The organism is Winogradskyella alexanderae (genome assembly GCF_020166335.1).
GTDB classification, from domain to species: Bacteria; Bacteroidota; Bacteroidia; order Flavobacteriales; family Flavobacteriaceae; genus Winogradskyella; species Winogradskyella alexanderae.
Genome location: NZ_JAIUJR010000001.1, coordinates 288,304 through 307,270 on the forward strand (window position 1 = coordinate 288,304; position 18,967 = coordinate 307,270).

Genomic DNA, 18,967 nt, shown 5'->3' on the forward strand with positions numbered 1-18,967 from the left:
CTATTTTGGTATAAAATTATTCTTTTGCAAAAATCTACCTTTAACATATACAATGCGTCTGCTGGAAGTGGCAAAACCTTCACTTTAACCAAATCTTACCTTAAAATTCTGCTTTCTTCAAAAAACCCTGAATATTTTAAAAATTTATTGGCAATTACATTTACCAATAAGGCAGTAGGCGAAATGAAAGATAGAATTATTCAAATGCTCAAGCTTTTCTCCTCTATTGAAGGCTTGGAGCAACACGATTCTATGTTCAAGACAATCTGTGAGGAACTAAAAATAAGTCCAAAATCGCTTCACCACGACTCAAAGCTTATTTTAAAACATATTATTCATAATTATGGAGCTTTTGAGGTTTCGACGATTGACGGCTTTACACATCGCATAATTAGAACTTTTGCTCAAGATTTAAAGCTACCTGTTAATTTTGAGGTTGAGTTAGACGCAAAGCGGTTGTTAACTGAAGCTGTGGATAGTCTAATTTCAAAAGCCGGTACTGACTCAGCACTAACAAAGCTGTTAATTGATTTTGCAATTGAGAAGGCTGAAGAAGATAAAAGCTGGGACATAAGTTATGACTTTGAAAAAATTTCAAGTTTACTGATTAATGAAAACGACAGTGCTGCTTTAAGGTCATTTGAGAATAAAACGTTAGATGATTTTAAGCAATTAAAAACCAAACTTATTCAGGAAATTACTAATCTAGAAAAAGCCCTTAAAAAAGAAGCCGAGACAACCTTAAATTTCATTGAAGAATGCGGACTTCAGTTTGATGATTTTAGTAGAAAATCTTTACCAAATCATTTTAAAAATTTAAGTGATAGTAATATCAGCATTAAATTTGATTTAGCTTGGCAATCCGATTTATTGGATGCAAAGGCGCTTTACCCAAAACGGGTAACGCCCGAAATTGCCACAATTATTGATACTATTCAACCTCATTTAGCTGAAGCTTACACCAACACTAAAACTTTAGTTTTCAGATTAAAACTTAAGAAAGGACTATATAATAACATTACGCCTCTTTCAGTCTTAAATGCTATTCAAGCCGAATTAAACACTATCAAGAAAGAACAAAATAAACTTTTAATTTCAGAATTTAATTCGCTCATAAGCAACGAAATCAAAGACCAACCAACACCTTTTATTTATGAGCGCCTGGGAGAAAAATATAAGCATTATTTTATCGACGAGTTTCAGGACACCTCAGTTATGCAGTGGACCAACCTGATACCGTTAATAGACAATGCACTTTCTGCGTCAAATGGTTCTCTAATGTTGGTTGGAGACGCAAAGCAAGCCATTTACCGTTGGCGTGGTGGAAAGGTAGAACAGTTCATAGAACTGTACAATCGTACAAGCAATCCATTTCAGGTCGATGCAACTATTGAGCCCTTGGAAACTAACTACAGAAGTGCTAGAGCAATAGTAAATTTTAATAACTCCTTCTTCAATTTTGTTAGCGGTACTTATCTTACGCAAGAGAACTATGCATCTCTTTACAACGGTTCTAAACAAAACACTCACAACGAGAAAGAGGGGTTTGTTAAGATTAGTTTTGTTCAATCTTCCGATCAAGATGAAGATGTTACGCAACTATATATTGCCAACGTTTACGAAACAATTCAAAACTGTTTAAACAATGGCTACGAATTGAAAGATATTTGTGTTTTGGTTAGAAAACACAAAGAAGGCGTTTTGGTGTCTGATTTCCTATCGAATAATTCAATTCCCATTACATCCTCAGAAACACTTCTAATAGAGAATTCTGAAAAGGTTGTCTTTTTAAATAATCTTATAAAACTGCTTTTACAACCCGAAAATGCACAACTTCAAATTGAGGCGTTAACCTATATTGCCAAAATCAAAGATGTTAGCGATAAACACCTGTTTTTTAAAACGCATTTTAATAAAAATTCGAAGAAAACAATTGAAAATTTAAGCCAAATTGGATATGGCTTGAACATCAATACGCTTTTAGAAATGCCTATTTATGAATTAATTGAAGAATTAATTAGAGTTTTTGACTTGAATGAAACATCGGACGCCTTTTTACAATATTATCTGGATTTTGTTTTAGAATTTACACAGAAACAAAACTCAGATTTGTCACAATTTATTGATTTTTTTGAGCAAAAGAAGGATAAACTAAGCATTACTACACCGCAAAATTTAAACGCTGTAAACATCATGACAATTCATAAATCCAAAGGATTAGAGTTTCCTGTTATAATTTTTCCGTTTGCTTCATTAAACATATATCATGAAATAGAGCCAAGAGTGTGGTTCCCAGTTGACCCAAAAGAAAACAATGGCTTCAGCCAATTATTATTAAATTTTAATAAAGACATTGAACATTTTAACGAAATTGGAAATACGATTTACAACGAGCACCAATCTCAACTTGAACTAGACAACATAAACTTGCTCTATGTTGCACTAACCAGAGCTGTTGAGCGATTGTATATCGTTTCCAAAGAAGATTTTACAAAGTCTGGAGAACCAAACCCAAAAACCTATTCAGGCATGTTTATTTCTTACCTTAAGTCAATTGGACAATGGAATGAGGCTTCCTCTTCCTATGAATTTGGTACAATCAATGAAAAAGCAGATTCCAAAAAAGAAACTACAGATTTTAGATCATTACATCTAATTTCAACTCGAAAAGAAGACCACAATTTAAATATTGTTACAAAATCTGGATTACTCTGGGATACTAAACAAGAAAAAGCAATTGAAAAAGGAAACATCATACATAATCTTCTATCTAAAATAAAAACAAAGGATGACGTTAGTTTTGCTTTAGACGATATGGTTACTACTGGTGAAATTTCAGAAGACTCAGTAATAGCACTAAAAAGCATCGCAATGGAAGTTATAAATCATGAACAGATTAAACATTTATTTTCAAATAATTATACAATTTATAATGAAAGAGAGTTGATTACAAACAGAGGGGTTCAGATTAGGCCAGACCGACTAAATATCAATCCAAACAACGAAGTTATTATTACAGACTACAAAACAGGAAGTCACAAACCTTCGCACACAAAACAGATTCAAGGATATGAAGCTGTATTAAAAGAAATGAAGTTAACAATTACAAATAAATATTTAGTGTACATAAATGAGGCTGTAAATGTCATTGAAGTGTAGCTTAATGCTATTATCTTTGCACTATAAAAAACAATAGAATGTACGGAGCAATAAAAGATTATTTACAACAAGAGATTGAATCTATTAAAGAGGCTGGTCTATATAAGGAAGAACGTATTATTACTTCGCCCCAAGGTGCTGAAATTACTCTAAATACTGGCGAAACAGTATTAAACTTTTGTGCGAATAATTATTTAGGATTATCATCGCATCCCGAGGTTATCCAAGCAGCAAAAGACACCTTAGATTCCCATGGCTTTGGAATGTCTTCCGTTAGATTTATCTGCGGTACTCAAGACATACATAAAGAATTAGAACAAAAGATTGCTGATTTTTACGGAACTGAGGACACTATATTGTATGCCGCTGCTTTTGACGCCAATGGTGGTGTATTTGAGCCCCTTCTTGGTAAGGAAGATGCAATTATATCAGATTCGCTCAATCATGCTTCAATAATAGATGGGGTTAGATTGTGTAAAGCTGCAAGATATCGCTACGATAATAATGATATGGCCGACTTGGAAAAACAGCTTATCGCAGCAAACCAAAATGGGGCTAGGCATAAAATCATTGTTACAGATGGTGTTTTTTCGATGGATGGGCTAGTTGCACCGTTAGACAAAATCTGTGATCTTGCTGATAAATACGATGCCATGGTAATGATAGATGAATGTCATGCTACAGGGTTTATAGGTGAAACAGGTATTGGAACTCTTGAAGAAAAAGGCGTTTTAGGCCGTATAGACATAATTACAGGTACCTTGGGAAAAGCTTTAGGTGGTGCAATGGGCGGTTACACTACTGCAAAAAAGGAGATTATAGAAATTTTGAGACAACGTTCAAGACCTTACTTGTTTTCAAACTCTTTGGCTCCGGCAATAGTTGGCGCATCTATAAAGGTTTTTGAGATGTTAAAAAACGACACAACCTTAAGAGATAAGTTAGATTGGAATACAAAATATTTTAAAAGGAAATTACAAGAATCAGGCTTTGATATCATTGATGGGGATTCTGCTATCGTTCCAGTAATGCTGTATGATGCTAAACTAAGTCAAACAATGGCTAATATGTTATTAAAGGAGGGTATTTACGTTATTGGTTTTTTCTATCCAGTCGTGCCAAAAGACAAAGCAAGGATAAGAGTACAGTTGTCAGCGGCGCACACCAAAGAACAACTGGATAAAGCGATTGCAGGATTTGTTAAAGTTGGGAAGGCGTTAGAAATAATTTAAAATCGTTACAATCTCACTATTTTAGGGCATAATTGCAATATTTTTATATATTTGTCTTTGTTAATAAATTTTAACAACTTACTTTTGCCAACAATTAACACTTAAAATTAAATTAATTAGAATATGAAAAATCTTAGCAGATTATTATTTGTTTCAGTGCTTTTAGTATGTTTTAGCACATCAAATGCGCAAGATAAAAACAATCCTTGGGCTCTAAGCTTAGGGACTAATGCAGTTGATGCATATCCAGTAGGTGAAGATTTACCTCAAGGACCTTACTTTGATGAATATTTTAATGTAACTGACCACTGGAACATTTTTCCAACAATTTCTAGAATCGCAGTATCTAGATATTTAAGTGATGGTTTTACATTTACTGCAGGTGGTACAATTAATAGTATTGATAAATTTGGAACAAGAAGAGATCCTGTTACTGGCGAAGAGTCTACTAACTCTGTTAATGATTTAACTTATTACAGTTTAGATGGTGCCGTTTCTTACAGCTTCCAAGAATTAATCAACTCCAAAAAATTTGAGCCATTCCTTGGTGTTGGTGGTGGTTACACTTGGTTAGATAATGTAGGTGCTGGAACTCTAAATGGTAATTTAGGATTACGTTTTTGGATCAATGAAAAATTGGGTGTCGAAGTACAGTCTATGTACAAGCATGCATTTGAAGATTACCTTCCTAAGCATTTCCAACACTCTGCTGGTATAGTTTTCAAATTTGGTGGTACAGATACCGATGGAGATGGTATATACGACCAAGACGATGCTTGTCCAGAAGAAGCTGGTTTAGAAATATTTAATGGCTGTCCTGATTCTGATAATGATGGTATCCAAGATTCTAAAGATGACTGTCCAAACACTGCTGGTTTAGCAGAATTCAATGGTTGTCCTGATGGTGATGGCGATGGCATAATGGACAAAGACGATAAGTGTCCAACTGTTGCTGGTCTTAAAGCGTTAATGGGATGTCCTGATGCTGACGGTGATGGCGTTGCAGATGGGGATGACAATTGTCCTAACGAAGCTGGTCCAGCTGCAAACAATGGATGCCCTTGGCCAGATACTGATGGTGACGGTGTATTAGATAAAGATGACAAGTGTCCTAACGAAGCTGGAGATGTTGCTAACAATGGATGCCCAGTGGTTGACCCACCAGTAGAAGTTGTTAAGTCATTAAACACTTACGCAAGAGATATCTTATTTGATACAGGTAAGTCATCATTTAAAAAAGGAACTGACGAAGTTCTAGAGGCTATGGTTGTTATATTTAAAGAGTATCCAGATGCTAAATTTTCAATAGAAGGTCATACTGACAGCACAGGATCGAAATCAGGAAACCAAGCTTTATCTGAAAGAAGAGCAAATGCAGTAAGAGATTATTTAATTGCAAATGGTATTAATGCAGACAGATTGACTGCTACTGGGTATGGTGAAGACAAGCCTATCGCTAGCAATAGCACTAGAGATGGAAGAAAAGAAAATAGACGTGTAGAAGTTAATTTAGTTAAACAATAGTATCTAAATAACAACACTAAAAATAAATTTAAAAACGCTCCGATAATCGGAGCGTTTTTTATTTTTAAAACATGAAAAGCTTTATAAAATCTGTTTTACTCCACCTAAAAAATAAAAACCTGAATTTTGAAGAGCTTCTTTTTGTACTTCCAAGTAAACGTGCCGGTTTATTCATTAAACACGAATTAGCACCGCTCATTGATAAACCCATATTTTCTCCTAGTATAAAAAGTATAGACGAATTTATTGAAGAGCTGTCTGGGCTAAAGGTTTTGCCAAATATAGATCTTACATTTAGGCTATACGACACTTACAAAAAAATTACACCCAAAGAAGAGCTAGAAACTTTTGACTCTTTTTCAAAGTGGTCTCAGACATTGTTACAAGATTTCAATGAAATTGATAGATACCTTGTTGAACACAAGCAAATCTTTGACTACTTAACGGCCATAAAAGAACTTAATCATTGGTCAAAAGAAACTAACCAGACAGAATTAATTAAAAACCATTTACAATTCTGGAACAGGTTAAAGGTCTTCTACTCCGTTTTTACAAAAGATCTATTAGAATTTAAATCAGGCTACCAAGGACTCATATACAGAGAGGCATGCGAAAATTTGGAAGCGTACATTGAGAATAATAATGGAAAAATCCATGTTTTTCTGGGGTTTAACGCCTTAAACAAAGCCGAATCATTGATTATTCAAGAACTACTTGAAAGCGACCAAGCACACATATATTGGGATATTGATGAAAGTTTTATTACTGATCCTATTCATGATGCAGGTTTATTCATTAGGCAACACAAAACCTCTTGGAACTATTTTAAAAACCAGGCATTCAATTGGTTGACAAAAGATTACCAAAAAGAGAAAACTATTGAAATTGTGGGTGTCCCAAAGCTAATTGGGCAGGCAAAATATATAGGCCAACTCCTTGAGGCTATTGATACAAAACAACCAGACTTTACAAAAGTTGCTGTTGTCCTTGGAGAAGAAAACCTACTTTTGCCATTATTGAATTCATTACCTAAATCCATTAAAAAACTAAATGTTACTATGGGTTTAGAACTAAAATATACACCCTTAGCCTCCGCATTTAATTTACTTTTTAAAATTCATCAAAAAAGTCCATCTTCATTTTATTATAAAGATGTAACAAACATACTCTCGCATCCGTCATTTTATCAACTGTTTGATTCGCCTAACGGAAATTTAGCAAACAAACTTCTTCGAGAAATACAAACCAAAAATCTAACATTTCTCACATCAGAAAAATTGAATTCTATTTCTGGATCAAAATCAAATACAATTGAATTATTCTTTAATAGCTGGAACAACAATCCCGCACTAGGAATTAAAAACTGCATCGATATTATTTCTAGAATCAAAAATAAAATTGATGTTAAAAAAACAGAAAAAGCGCTAGAGTTAGAATATCTATATAGTTTTAATAAGCTTTTTAATCAACTACAATTACTTAATGAAAAATATAAGTACCTAGACTCTATCGCGTCCCTTTACGCAGTTTACAATGATCTTTTAGCGTCTGAAACACTCGATTTCGAGGGTGAACCTCTAGAGGGTTTACAAATCATGGGAATGCTAGAGTCAAGAGTCCTAGATTTTGAAACGGTTATTATTAGCTCTGTTAATGAAGGCATTTTACCCTCTGGCAAAACAAACAATTCATTTATTCCGTTTGATGTCAAACGAGAAAACGGGCTACCCACTTTTAAAGAAAAAGATGCTGTTTACACATACCATTTTTATCGCTTACTCCAACGTTCAAAAAACATTTATATCCTATATAATACTGATAATGATGCTATTAACGGCGGAGAAAAAAGTAGATTCATTACACAGTTGGAAATAGAAGACATCCACAAAATAAGGCACAAAATAGTATCATCCCAGATTCCTGCTTTAATTAAAGATAAAACCGAAATTCTTAAAACAGAAATGGTTTTAGAAGCTATACAAGAGCTTTCTTGCAAGGGCTTTTCACCTTCCTCTTTAACAAATTACATTAGAAATCCTATTGATTTTTACTATCAAAAAATTCTTGGTGTTGAGGAGTTTGATGATGTTGAAGAAAATATTGCCCATAACACATTGGGGTCTGTTATACATAAGACTCTAGAGGATTTTTATAGGCCAATGGAAAAAAAAATCTTAACTGTTGAATACCTAAATTCACTTAAAGAAAATATAAATCTTTCTGTAAGTGAGCACTTTAAAATGTTCTACAAGGAAGGTGATTTTTCAAAAGGAAAAAATCTCATAATTTTTAATATAGCCAAACACTATATTGAAGCTTTTATAAATAATGAAATTGAAACCTTAAAAAAGGGAAATGTTATAAAAATAATTGCAATTGAAGCCAAAACAAGTTGCGCCATCAAAATTGAAGGAATTGACTTCCCCATAAGACTAAAAGGAACCGTAGATAGAATTGACCAATTCAATGGTACTACAAGAATAGTTGATTACAAAACAGGGAAGGTAGAACAAAGTAAGGTTGAAATTATAGACTGGGAAGAGATAACCACTGACTACGATAAGTTCAGTAAATCATTTCAGGTATTATGTTACAGTTACATGTTGTATCGACAAAAATCTATTAATTTACCTGTAGAAGCGGGAATTATTTCATTTAAAAACCTAAAAAAAGGATTTTTGAAATTTGGCACCAAAGCAACATTAAGAGCAACAACAAAGAAGCAGTTAATCTCTGAAGAAACCCTTTTAAACTTTGAAGTAGAATTAAAAAAATTAATCGCTGAAATTTGCAATCCAAACATAAATTTCATTGAAAAAGACATAGACCAATGATTGTTGATAAAAACATAATTTTAAAAAGAATCGGTGAGAAACCAATATTAATAGATGTTTTTAAATCTCAGAATACTCACAAACAGCCAATTATTTTGTTTTGTCACGGCTATAAAGGTTTTAAAGACTGGGGTGCTTGGAATATTATGGCCGAAGAATTTGCCAAAGCAGGGTTTTGTTTCATCAAATTCAATTTTTCACATAATGGAGGCACGGTGGAAAATCCTATTGATTTTCCAGATTTAGACGCATTTGGAAACAACAATTATTCAAAAGAATTACAAGATTTAAATGATGTTATAGAATGGACTGTAGAGAAGTTTAAAGACAATCCAAATGTTGACATAAACAATTTAAATCTGATTGGACACAGTCGAGGAGGAGGTGTCGTCACGATAAAGGCAGAAGAAGATTCAAGGGTTTCTAAGGTAGTTTCATTAGCAGGAGTTGCAGATTTTGGAAATCGTTTTCCAAAAGGACAGGCCTTAGACCAGTGGAAAAAAGAAGGGTTTTTCTATGTTGTCAATGGAAGAACAAAACAAAAAATGCCACACTTTTACCAGTACTACGAAGATTTCAAAGAAAATGAGGAGCGCCTCACCATTAGGCGTGCTGCATCTCAGCTCAAAAAACCACATTTAATTATTCATGGGGATAATGACACCTCGGTGTCTATAAATGAGGCATATGCTTTACACCAATGGAATCCTAAAAGCCAACTCAATATTGTTGAAGGAGCAGATCACGTTTTTAACACTAGACACCCATGGAACAATAAGGCACTTTCAACAGAATTGAAAAGCGTTATCAATTTAACTACTACTTTTATAAAACAAAAACCCGCCAAAGCTAATTAATCTTTGACGAGTTTTGGTGGAGAAGAGCGGACTCGAACCGCCGACCTCTTGACTGCCAGTCAAGCGCTCTAGCCAGCTGAGCTACATCCCCAAAATACTATTTCATGCCACTTAATACTAAAACAGGTATTACGGAACTATGAAAGTCTTTCTTTAAAATGGTATTATTTTCCCAAAGTTTTGAGAAAAAGCCACGTTTACGCCTAACAACGCATAATAGATCAGGACTATGGTTTTTATAATGCTCTAATACCGCTTGAAAAGTCGTAGGACTTTCCGCATAAACAATGTTGGTTAATATACTTTTCAGTTCTTCATTCAAAATGAAGTCCTCCTCTTTATGATAAGGTGTTTTAACCAACAATGCGTTTACCACTGCCCTAAACTGATTTTTAATAGAAATCAATGGTTTTAAAACACCCTCTCTTTTTATAATGGCAGATTTTAGTGCAATTAAAATCTTTACGATTGGTTTGTATTCACAACCTTCGGGAACAATAAGTATTGGTATTTGGGTTCGCTTAACTATTTTTCCTGAGGTTTTCCCTAAATAAACGCTCTCTTTAATTGAATTTGTTCTAGGTTCAAGTATCATCAAATCTACATCAAGAGCATTGCAAACCTTATCTAATGTATCAATTAAATCTCCTTTAAAAATACGTGTATAAACCTCAACGTCTTTAGTGTCAATAGCACTTACCAGTTCAGTTAAAAATGCGTTAGATTCACGTTCTAAAATGTGATCAACTTTAATCATTGTTCCTGCTTTGGTGTAAACATTATATATTTGAACCACATATAATTTTGCCCCAAATGCCTTGGCAAAATCAACAGCATATTGCAAATGTGATTTTGCGTTAATAGAAGACCCAACAGGTACCAAAATTGTTTTCATTGACAACTAAATTTAGGCAAAAGTACAATTATTTATGATTCGTAAGGGAACAATCCAGGACATTACTACAATTATGGAAATAACAAACGCTTGTGCCAAGGATATGATAGCAAAAGGCATCTATCAATGGAATGACTATTACCCAAATAAGAGGGCATTTATAAAGGACGTAGAACGCGATGAACTTTTTGTTCTAGAAATTAAAAACACACTCGTTGCTACAGTAGTTGTTTCTACATTAATGGACAAGGAATACACGCCAATAAAATGGTTAACTAATAATAAAAACAATATTTATATACATAGGTTGGCCGTTCATCCTAATTTTCAAGGAAAAGGTCTTGCTCAAAAATTGATGAATTTTGCAGAGCAATATGCTATAGAAAACAACTATACCTCTATTCGATTAGATACATTCTCACAAAACAAAAGAAACCAAAAGTTTTACGAACTTCGTGGCTATAAAAAATTAGGCGATATTTTCTTTCCAAAACAAAGTAAATATCCTTTTCATTGTTACGAATTAGTCCTTTGAGCGCTAGAATAACACTTAAGCAAATAAATAAATTAGCTATACCGGCATTGATATCTGGTATTTCTGAACCTATTTTATCGCTTACAGACGCGGCAATAATTGGTAACATTGATTTAAATGCTACGGAGTCCCTAGCTGCTGTTGGTATAGTTACTACCTTTTTATCCATGCTAATTTGGGTATTGGGACAAACCCGAAGTGCTATTTCATCAATCGTATCACAATATCTTGGTGCAGACAAGTTAAGTGAAGTAAAAAACTTACCTGCACAGGCAATTTTTATTATTACATCACTAAGTTTTCTGATTATTCTTGTTACATATCCATTTGCACCACAAATATTTAAACTGTACAACGCGTCGGATCTTATATTAAACTACAGTGTGGATTATTATCATATCAGAGTGTTTGGTTTTCCATTTACACTATTTACAATAGCTGTTTTTGGAACATTTAGAGGGCTTCAAAACACATTTCATCCTATGCTAATTGCCATAGCTGGAGCTATTGCTAATATTTTTCTAGATATTATTTTGGTTTATGGGATTGAAGGTTATGTACCAGCAATGCATATAAAAGGAGCGGCCTATGCAAGTGTAATGGCACAGATAATTATGGCTGCACTTTCAGTGTACTACATTTTGACAAAAACCGATATCCCGCTTTTGGTGAAGTTTCCATTTAATCCTGAAATTAAACGGTTTGCATTAATGATTGTTAACCTATTTATTAGAACTATTGCTCTTAATATTGCTCTATATTTTGGAACTAGTTTTGCAACAAAATATGGTCCTACATTTATAGCTGCTTATACAATTGCCATTAATCTTTGGTTCTTGGGAGCATTTTTAATTGATGGGTATGCAAGTGCTGGCAATATCTTATCAGGCAAATTGTTAGGTGGCAGAGAGTACAAAGATCTTATCGATTTAAGCAATAAACTAATTAGGTATGGAATTACTATTGGATTAATTATAGCAGTTATTGGAACTGTACTTTATAATCCTATTGGAAACCTATTCACTGACGAGAAAGAAGTTTTAGATGAGTTTTATAAGGTGTTTTGGATAGTTCTTGCCATGCAACCGCTGTGTGCATTAGCGTTTATTTTCGACGGTGTTTTTAAAGGACTAGGTAAAATGCAGTACTTAAGAAATGTATTGTTATTTTCAACACTATTGGTTTTTATTCCTGTGATTCTGATTGCCGATCATTTAGGATACAAACTATATGGAATATTCACGGCCTTTACACTTTGGATTATCGCAAGAGGATTACCTTTAATTATTAAATTCAGAAAAACATTTAAATCCCTAGCTCAAAACACTTAAATTTGGACGCAATGAGCATGTTGTTATACATAATTCAGGAAGTAGACATAGATCAAAAACTTAAGGATGCGCCAGATAATAATTATAGTATTGGCGTTTTTATTGGGACAATGCTACCCTTTGTTATACTGGTGGCCATAGCATACTTAGTATATCGTTATAACAAAAAAAGAATTAAAGAAGATTAAATGGGAAATTATCTTTTTTTAATATTGGCAATTGCATTAATTGTTATTTATTTTGTCAACAGAAATAGAAGACAATAATGAATAGTATACGTATTACAAAGAAATTTTCATTTGAAGCAGGTCATGCATTGTATGGCTATGACGGTAAATGTAAAAACTTACATGGTCACAGTTATCATTTATATGTAACAGTAATTGGTATGCCAATTTTAGATAATACCAATGTGAAATTTGGAATGGTTATCGATTTTGGTGATCTTAAAAAAATAGTAAAAGAAGATATAGTAGATGTCTTTGACCATACTATGATTTTCAATAAGAATACACCACACCTCAAATTGGCAAATGAATTAAAAAAACAAGGCCATGATATTATTCTTGTAGATTATCAACCTACTACTGAAATGATGATTATAGATTTTGCAGAAAAAATTAAAAAAAGATTGTCAACCACTATAAAACTGCATTCATTAAAACTACAGGAAACGGCAACCAGCTATGCAGAGTGGTATGCCTCGGATAATGAATAAGTCATTTCACATAGATGTCCCAAATGGCAAAAAGGTCTATTTTGCGTCGGACAACCATTTAGGTGCGCCAACAAAGCAAGCTTCCCTCCCAAGAGAAAAGAAATTTGTTTCATGGTTAAATGAAATAAAGAAAGATGCCGCTGCTATTTTTCTAATTGGTGATCTTTTTGACTTTTGGTTTGAATATAAAACAGTTGTTCCAAAAGGCTTTACAAGAACATTGGGCAAGCTCGCCGAAATAAGTGATTCTGGAACACCAATTTATTATTTCGTTGGTAATCACGATTTATGGATGAGAGGCTATTTTGAAGATGAATTGGGTATATCGGTTTTTCACAAACCACAAGAATTTACAATTCATAATTCAACATTCTTTATTGGGCATGGAGATGGTCTTGGGCCAGGAGACAAAGGTTATAAACGAATGAAAAAGGTATTCACCAATCCTTTTTTTAAATGGCTTTTTAGATGGCTCCATCCGGATATAGGAGTTAAAATTGCACAATATCTTTCGGTAAAAAACAAACTAATTTCAGGAGATGATGATGCCACATTTCTTGGAGAAGATAAGGAATGGTTAGTGGCCTATAGTAAGCGAAAATTAGAATCAAAACACCATGATTATTTTATCTTTGGTCATAGACACCTTCCTTTAGAAATTGAACTTAGCGAGGCGTCAAAATACTTTAATTTAGGGGACTGGATACAATATTTTACCTACGGCGAATTTGATGGTAATTTATTCAATCTAAAAAGCTATGAAGATTTAACTTCATCGTAGTGTTCTGCTACGTCCTTTCTTAAATCAAGTTCTCTTAACGGTTTATTTTTTAGACTCATAACTATTACAGTTAATAAGGTAACCGTTCCTCCTAAAACAACGGCCAAAGGCGCACCAAAAATACGTGCGGCAATGCCACTTTCTAAAGCTCCTAATTCGTTAGAGGACCCAACAAACATAGAATTTACAGCCCCAACTCTGCCACGCATTTCGTCTGGTGTTTTAAGTTGGAGAATGGTTTGTCTCACCACCATGGAAATACCATCAAATACACCAGAGAAAAATAAGGCCAATACGCTTAACCATAATAATTTTGAAGCCCCAAAGATTATCATAAAAACACCAAAACCAAAAACTGAAACTAAAAGTTTCTTCCCTGTGCTTTTGGTTATAGGAATGTAGGTTGTTGCCAACATTGTTATTATACTTCCCGAAGATAATGCGGCATTTAGTAACCCAAAGCCTTCTGGCCCAGCATCCAGTATATCTTTAGCAAATACGGCAAAAATGGCAACTGCACCTCCAAAAAGTACTGCAATCATATCTAAAGTAAGTGCGCCCAGAATGACCTTGTCGTTAAAGACAAATTTCAAACCAACCTTGAGGCTTTCCTTTACAGTCTCATCTGTTCTTTTATTCAGTATTGGTTTCTTGGCAATTTGCATAACAAGGATAAGGGCAAATACTACTAATAAGAAAATCATTCCCAATGTATTGTTTATTCCTATCCATGCAATTAAAAACCCTCCGCATAAGGCCCCAAATACAGCAGCGCCTTTCCATGTGCTACTACTCCATGTAGCAGCGTTTGGATAAGCTTTTTTAGGAACCAGCAAGGCAATCAAAGAGAAAATTGTCGGACCAAAAAACGCACGTAAAACCCCTCCAAAGAATACCAAACTGTAAATTCCAGCTAAAATAGAATTCGTTTGCCATGTTGTGCTTACATAATTTGATGTTAACCAGTAAAGTCCAAAGCTTATTAGTGAAAAAAAGGTGATGCAAATAGCAAACAGGTTTCGTTTTTCTTTTCGATCTACAATGTGACCTGCAAAAGGCGCTAAAAAAAACGCTGGTAAAAATTCACATAATCCTATTATTCCAAGACTTAACTCGTCATCTGTAAGTGCATACACCTGCCACTCAATTACCACAAATTGCATTGACCAAGCAAAAACAAGTGCAAACCGTGCTAAAAGAAAAATCTTGAATTCCTTAAACCGCAATGCTTCATATGGATCGTTCTTCTGTGCAGTCACGCTTTAATATCTTTTAGTTTTAGCTGAAGACTTGTCGTTCCGTTCCAATAATTCTCATCAATAGTATATGCGGCGTCAAAAGATTTTTGATTTTTTATCAAATCTAGTTTATCACCTAAGCCAAACCCAATACTCACAATGCCTTTACTTCCATTTTGTGAAGCCGTAAACCGCAAATGCTTATTGTCCTCACCAACACATTTTCCCCAGCCTGTATCCTTTATGTTCTGGGTGATAAATACAGGTGTCATATTTCCGGGTCCAAATGGTGCAAATTGACGAATGATGCGCATTAGTTTACTGTCTATATCTTTTAAATCAATCTCTAAATCGACCTTTAATTCTGGTGTTAAGAGTTTTGGATCAATTGTGCTTTTTACAACCTCCTCAAATTTTATTTTGAAGGCATCATAGTTATCTGGTAATAAGGTCAATCCTGCCGCATATTTATGGCCACCGAACTGTTCAATAAAATCTGAACATGCTTCTAAGGCATTATACACATCAAAGCCTTTAACAGATCTCGCAGAAGCTGCTAGTTTGTTTCCGCTTTTAGTGAAGACTACCGTCGGTCTATAATAGGTTTCTGTTAATCTAGATGCTACAATACCTATAACGCCTTTGTGCCAATTCTCATCAAAAACTACTGTGGTAAATCTTTCTTGTTCTGTGTTTTCTTCTATCTGAAGTAAGGCTTCTTCAGTTATTCTTTGGTCGGCCTCCCTTCTGTCCGTATTAAATTGATCTATATCCACTGCGTAGGAGGCTGCTTTGTTAAAATCAGTCTCTGTCAATAATGTAACTGCGTGGTTACCATGTTTCATTCGTCCTGCCGCATTAATTCTTGGTGCTATAATAAAAACAACATCGGTAATAGTTAGTTGCTCCTTTTTTACCTCAGCAATAATGGCTTTGATACCAGGTCTAGGGTTCGTATTGATGACTTGTAAACCAAAAAAAGCCAAAACCCTGTTTTCACCCACAATAGGAACTATATCAGCTCCAATTGCAGTGGCTACCAAATCTAAATAAGACGCTAAATCTTCCGTACTTTGTCCTTGTTTTGATGCGAGTGCAGAAATCAATTTAAAGCCAACACCACAACCGCATAGTTCTTTAAATGGGTAGGCACAGTCTTCTCGTTTAGGGTCTAACACAGCAACCGCATTAGGAATCGTTTCACCAGGTCTGTGGTGATCACAGATAATGAAATCAATGCCTTTTTCATTAGCATATGCAATCTTATCAATTGCCTTAATTCCGCAATCTAGAGCTATGATAAGAGTGAAATCGTTGTCATCAGCGAAATCAATGCCCTTATAAGAAATACCATAGCCTTCATCATATCGATCTGGAATGTAAGTGGCAACCGTATCTAATCTTGTTTTTAAATACAAAGACATTAATGCTACTGACGTAGTGCCATCAACATCATAATCTCCGTAAACCAATATGCTTTCATTATTATCAATTGCCTGCTCTATTCTGTGGACGGCTTTATCCATATCCATCATTAGGAATGGATCGTGCAAATCATCAAAACTTGGTCTAAAAAAGGTCTTAGCCTCATCATAGGTCTCGATGCCGCGTTGTAGTAATAGTGTAGCAACAATTTCGTCAACTTTTAAATCTTCTTTTAGAGATTTTATCTTGAAAGCATCTGGCTTTGGTTTTACTGTCCAGCGCATAAACTTTTAACTGTGATTTATGTATTTCGTTTTGTCGCTACATGGTAAATTACTTTGGTTTTAACCTCAGCAAATTGTCTAAACATTTCCATTACACCACAGTATTTTTCAACAGAAAGGTCTACGGCACGCTGACATTTTTTCTTATTTAGGTCTGCACCATAAAAATGATAGTCAACGACAACAGAATGGTAGTATTTAGGATGTTCATCGGTAAGTTCACCAAAAACTTCGATTTTAAAATCATCAATGTCTTCGTTCATTTTGTTTAAAATAGAAATAACGTCTAAAGCGGAGCATCCTGCCAAGGAAGATAGCATCATTGCTTTTGGTGATAGGCCAAAACGCTCATCTTTACCTTCAACATTGGTATCCATAATTACTTTTTTACCACTTGGGTTGTCTGACTCAAAGGTTAAACCGCCTTGCCAATGTGTTACGATTTTATCAGCCATATGCTTTAATTTACTTGTTAGTTGTCTTATCTTGTATGTTCAAAAATACCACTAAAAAAATTACTATGGCATTAGTAACACCATTATCTCCAGAGCACGATTTAGAAACAAAAAAACTATCAGAATTCTTTAATGAAACGCTAGGGTTTTGTCCTAATTCTGTACTTACCATGCAGCGACGACCAGCAATTAGCAAGGCATTTATAAACCTTAACAAAGCCGTTATGGCTAATGAAGGAAGAGTGACTTCTGCCTTAAAACGAATGATTGCATGGGTAAGTAGTAATGCAACAGGATGTCGCTATTGCCAGGCTCACGCCATTAGAGCTGCTGAACGCTATGGTGCAGAACAAGAGCAATTAGACAATATTTGGGACTATAGAACACATCCTGCCTTTTCTGAAGCAGAACGTGCTGCCCTAGATTTTAGTCTTGCGGCAAGTCAAGTACCAAATACAGTAAATGCTGAAATTAAAGATAGACTTTATGAGCATTGGGATGAAGGCGAAATTGTTGAAATGCTTGGTGTAATTTCCCTTTTTGGGTATTTAAATCGCTGGAACGATTCTATGGGAACCACCATGGAAAAGGGCGCTATAGAAAGTGGCAATCAATATTTAGGCAAACACGGATTCGTTGTTGGCAAGCACGATGGAAGTCAATATTAAATCCTATTTCTTGCCTTCTACAACAATCACAATTTCACCTTTAGGTGGTTTATTGCTGTAATACTCCAACACTTCTTTTGCTGTACCTCTTATTGTTTCTTCGTAGAGCTTGGTCAACTCACGTGAGACAGATACGAGTCGGTCTTCGCCAAAGTATTCACAAAAATGCCCTAGAGTTTTCACAAGTTTATGCGGGCTCTCATAAAATATCATCGTACGAATCTCCTCGGCCAACAATTTTAAACGAGTCTGGCGACCTTTTTTTACAGGTAAAAAGCCTTCAAAAACAAATTTATCATTTGGTAATCCGCTATTTACCAAAGCTGGAACAAAAGCCGTGGCTCCAGGTAAGCACTCTACATCAATATTAGCCTCAATACAAGCCCTAACCAATAAAAATCCAGGATCAGAGATGGCAGGTGTGCCAGCATCGCTAATTAAAGCAATTGTTGTGCCTGATTTCAATTTTTCAACAATACCGCCCAAAGTTTTATGCTCATTGTGCATGTGATGACTTTGCATTGGTGTATTAATTTCAAAATACTTTAAAAGTTTGCCAGAAGTCCTTGTGTCCTCAGCCAAAATTAAATCAGCCTCTTTCAAAATCTCAATTGCTCTAAAGGTAATGTCCTTTAAATTCCCAATTGGGGTTGGTACGAGATACAGTTTAGTCATTAGTCTCTTAAATATTTACCTAAAAAGTACGATGGGAATAAAGCTATTAGCGCAACTAAAGAAAAACCTGCTATACCATCTCCAGCATAATAATGAGCCCAAGTCGCTAAAACCAGATTAAAAAAGAAACCAGCATAAGCCCATTCTATTAACCAGTTAGATGGCCTCCATAATACGATAATAACACCTAGTGTTTTAGCAATTGCGAGTGGAATAACGAGGTAAACAGGAAATCCAAAATTTTCAAAAAAACTTTTAACTAATTCGGTCTTAGTAAAATACACTATCGCCGAGTACAGCATTATACCGCACAAAACAATAGTGCTTAGCCAATAAACAATTTGCTTAAAGCGCAT

At 34.6% G+C, this 18,967-nt stretch carries 17 protein-coding genes and 1 tRNA gene; 11 read left to right on the plus strand and 7 right to left on the minus strand.

The window, feature by feature from the left end; all coding sequences use genetic code 11:
* The first annotated feature begins 24 nt into the window (after nt 1-24).
* The 5 genes from LBU54_RS01245 to LBU54_RS01265 all read left to right on the plus strand — a co-directional run bounded on the left by LBU54_RS01245 (nt 25) and on the right by LBU54_RS01265 (nt 9,606).
* Complete coding sequence (locus tag LBU54_RS01245) at nt 25-3,159, plus strand: UvrD-helicase domain-containing protein (protein ID WP_224524397.1); 3,135 nt, start codon at nt 25-27, stop codon at nt 3,157-3,159.
* 38 nt (nt 3,160-3,197) lie between these two features.
* The gene (gene kbl / locus LBU54_RS01250; protein ID WP_224524413.1) at nt 3,198-4,391 is read left to right on the plus strand and encodes a glycine C-acetyltransferase; all 1,194 of its coding nucleotides are present in this window, start codon (nt 3,198-3,200) and stop codon (nt 4,389-4,391) included.
* Nucleotides 4,392-4,514: 123 nt separating this feature from the next.
* Nucleotides 4,515-5,915, plus strand: coding sequence for an OmpA family protein (locus tag LBU54_RS01255; protein WP_224524416.1), 1,401 nt, complete (start codon nt 4,515-4,517; stop codon nt 5,913-5,915).
* 71 nt (nt 5,916-5,986) lie between these two features.
* Entirely contained in the window at nt 5,987-8,749 is a 2,763-nt protein-coding gene (locus LBU54_RS01260; protein ID WP_224524418.1) for a PD-(D/E)XK nuclease family protein, read from the plus strand.
* Nucleotides 8,746-9,606, plus strand: a complete 861-nt coding sequence (locus tag LBU54_RS01265) for an alpha/beta hydrolase family protein (RefSeq protein WP_224524421.1) — start codon at nt 8,746-8,748, stop codon at nt 9,604-9,606. Before LBU54_RS01260 ends, LBU54_RS01265 begins: the two co-directional genes overlap by 4 nt.
* 14 nt (nt 9,607-9,620) lie before the next feature.
* On the opposite strand, the gene LBU54_RS01270 is transcribed toward LBU54_RS01265, so the two are convergent.
* Both LBU54_RS01270 and LBU54_RS01275 read right to left on the minus strand, forming a co-directional pair.
* Nucleotides 9,621-9,697, minus strand: a tRNA-Ala gene (locus LBU54_RS01270).
* Between the two features lie 6 nt (nt 9,698-9,703).
* On the minus strand, nt 9,704-10,501 hold the full coding sequence (locus tag LBU54_RS01275; RefSeq protein WP_224524424.1) for a universal stress protein: 798 nt from the start codon (nt 10,499-10,501) through the stop codon (nt 9,704-9,706).
* Nucleotides 10,502-10,535: 34 nt separating this feature from the next.
* Between LBU54_RS01275 and LBU54_RS01280 the strand changes: the two genes are divergently transcribed.
* The 5 genes from LBU54_RS01280 (at nt 10,536) to LBU54_RS01300 (ending at nt 13,866) form a co-directional block, all read left to right on the plus strand.
* The gene (locus LBU54_RS01280; RefSeq protein ID WP_224524427.1) at nt 10,536-11,036 is read left to right on the plus strand and encodes a GNAT family N-acetyltransferase; all 501 of its coding nucleotides are present in this window, start codon (nt 10,536-10,538) and stop codon (nt 11,034-11,036) included.
* A complete protein-coding gene (locus tag LBU54_RS01285) occupies nt 11,015-12,367 on the plus strand; it encodes an MATE family efflux transporter (protein WP_394370847.1) in 1,353 nt (450 codons plus the stop codon). The genes LBU54_RS01280 and LBU54_RS01285 overlap by 22 nt, the downstream gene beginning before the upstream one ends.
* Nucleotides 12,368-12,378: 11 nt before the next feature.
* Nucleotides 12,379-12,555 carry a hypothetical protein gene (locus LBU54_RS01290; RefSeq protein ID WP_224524430.1) on the plus strand — a complete coding sequence of 59 codons (177 nt, stop codon included), beginning with the start codon at nt 12,379-12,381 and terminating at the stop codon, nt 12,553-12,555.
* A 77-nt stretch (nt 12,556-12,632) separates the two neighbouring features.
* Nucleotides 12,633-13,085, plus strand: coding sequence for a 6-pyruvoyl trahydropterin synthase family protein (locus tag LBU54_RS01295; protein WP_224524433.1), 453 nt, complete (start codon nt 12,633-12,635; stop codon nt 13,083-13,085).
* Nucleotides 13,086-13,095: 10 nt separating this feature from the next.
* Nucleotides 13,096-13,866 carry a UDP-2,3-diacylglucosamine diphosphatase gene (locus tag LBU54_RS01300; RefSeq protein WP_224525881.1) on the plus strand — a complete coding sequence of 257 codons (771 nt, stop codon included), beginning with the start codon at nt 13,096-13,098 and terminating at the stop codon, nt 13,864-13,866.
* On the opposite strand, the gene LBU54_RS01305 is transcribed toward LBU54_RS01300, so the two are convergent.
* The 3 genes from LBU54_RS01305 to LBU54_RS01315 are packed head-to-tail and all read right to left on the minus strand — an operon-like array spanning nt 13,842 to nt 17,268.
* Nucleotides 13,842-15,125 carry an MFS transporter gene (locus LBU54_RS01305; RefSeq protein ID WP_224524436.1) on the minus strand — a complete coding sequence of 428 codons (1,284 nt, stop codon included), beginning with the start codon at nt 15,123-15,125 and terminating at the stop codon, nt 13,842-13,844. The two genes, LBU54_RS01300 and LBU54_RS01305, sit on opposite strands and share 25 nt — an antisense overlap.
* Nucleotides 15,122-16,813, minus strand: a complete 1,692-nt coding sequence (recJ, locus tag LBU54_RS01310) for a single-stranded-DNA-specific exonuclease RecJ (RefSeq protein WP_224524439.1) — start codon at nt 16,811-16,813, stop codon at nt 15,122-15,124. The genes LBU54_RS01305 and recJ overlap by 4 nt, the downstream gene beginning before the upstream one ends.
* A 17-nt stretch (nt 16,814-16,830) precedes the next feature.
* Entirely contained in the window at nt 16,831-17,268 is a 438-nt protein-coding gene (locus tag LBU54_RS01315; RefSeq protein WP_224524442.1) for an OsmC family protein, read from the minus strand.
* 65 nt (nt 17,269-17,333) lie between these two features.
* On the opposite strand from LBU54_RS01315, the gene LBU54_RS01320 reads away from it, so the two are divergent.
* A complete protein-coding gene (locus LBU54_RS01320) occupies nt 17,334-17,936 on the plus strand; it encodes a carboxymuconolactone decarboxylase family protein (protein ID WP_224524450.1) in 603 nt (200 codons plus the stop codon).
* A gap of 3 nt (nt 17,937-17,939) precedes the next feature.
* On the opposite strand, the gene rsmI is transcribed toward LBU54_RS01320, so the two are convergent.
* Nucleotides 17,940-18,611, minus strand: a complete 672-nt coding sequence (gene rsmI / locus LBU54_RS01325) for a 16S rRNA (cytidine(1402)-2'-O)-methyltransferase (RefSeq protein ID WP_224524453.1) — start codon at nt 18,609-18,611, stop codon at nt 17,940-17,942.
* Nucleotides 18,611-18,967, minus strand: coding sequence for a DoxX family protein (locus tag LBU54_RS01330; RefSeq protein ID WP_224524456.1), 357 nt, complete (start codon nt 18,965-18,967; stop codon nt 18,611-18,613). Before LBU54_RS01330 ends, rsmI begins: the two co-directional genes overlap by 1 nt.

What these genes read in the sequence shown, in the direction of transcription:
- LBU54_RS01320 (WP_224524450.1), top strand. Translation starts at nt 17,334, where the DNA reads ATGGCATTAGTAACACCATTATCTCCAGAGCACGATTTAGAAACAAAA.
- LBU54_RS01265 (WP_224524421.1), top strand. Translation starts at nt 8,746, where the DNA reads ATGATTGTTGATAAAAACATAATTTTAAAAAGAATCGGTGAGAAACCA.
- rsmI (WP_224524453.1), bottom strand. Translation starts at nt 18,611, where the DNA reads ATGACTAAACTGTATCTCGTACCAACCCCAATTGGGAATTTAAAGGAC.
- LBU54_RS01290 (WP_224524430.1), top strand. Translation starts at nt 12,379, where the DNA reads ATGAGCATGTTGTTATACATAATTCAGGAAGTAGACATAGATCAAAAA.
- recJ (WP_224524439.1), bottom strand. Translation starts at nt 16,813, where the DNA reads ATGCGCTGGACAGTAAAACCAAAGCCAGATGCTTTCAAGATAAAATCT.
- LBU54_RS01330 (WP_224524456.1), bottom strand. Translation starts at nt 18,967, where the DNA reads ATGCGCTTTAAGCAAATTGTTTATTGGCTAAGCACTATTGTTTTGTGC.
- LBU54_RS01255 (WP_224524416.1), top strand. Translation starts at nt 4,515, where the DNA reads ATGAAAAATCTTAGCAGATTATTATTTGTTTCAGTGCTTTTAGTATGT.
- LBU54_RS01260 (WP_224524418.1), top strand. Translation starts at nt 5,987, where the DNA reads ATGAAAAGCTTTATAAAATCTGTTTTACTCCACCTAAAAAATAAAAAC.
- LBU54_RS01275 (WP_224524424.1), bottom strand. Translation starts at nt 10,501, where the DNA reads ATGAAAACAATTTTGGTACCTGTTGGGTCTTCTATTAACGCAAAATCA.
- LBU54_RS01295 (WP_224524433.1), top strand. Translation starts at nt 12,633, where the DNA reads ATGAATAGTATACGTATTACAAAGAAATTTTCATTTGAAGCAGGTCAT.
- LBU54_RS01315 (WP_224524442.1), bottom strand. Translation starts at nt 17,268, where the DNA reads ATGGCTGATAAAATCGTAACACATTGGCAAGGCGGTTTAACCTTTGAG.
- LBU54_RS01280 (WP_224524427.1), top strand. Translation starts at nt 10,536, where the DNA reads ATGATTCGTAAGGGAACAATCCAGGACATTACTACAATTATGGAAATA.
- kbl (WP_224524413.1), top strand. Translation starts at nt 3,198, where the DNA reads ATGTACGGAGCAATAAAAGATTATTTACAACAAGAGATTGAATCTATT.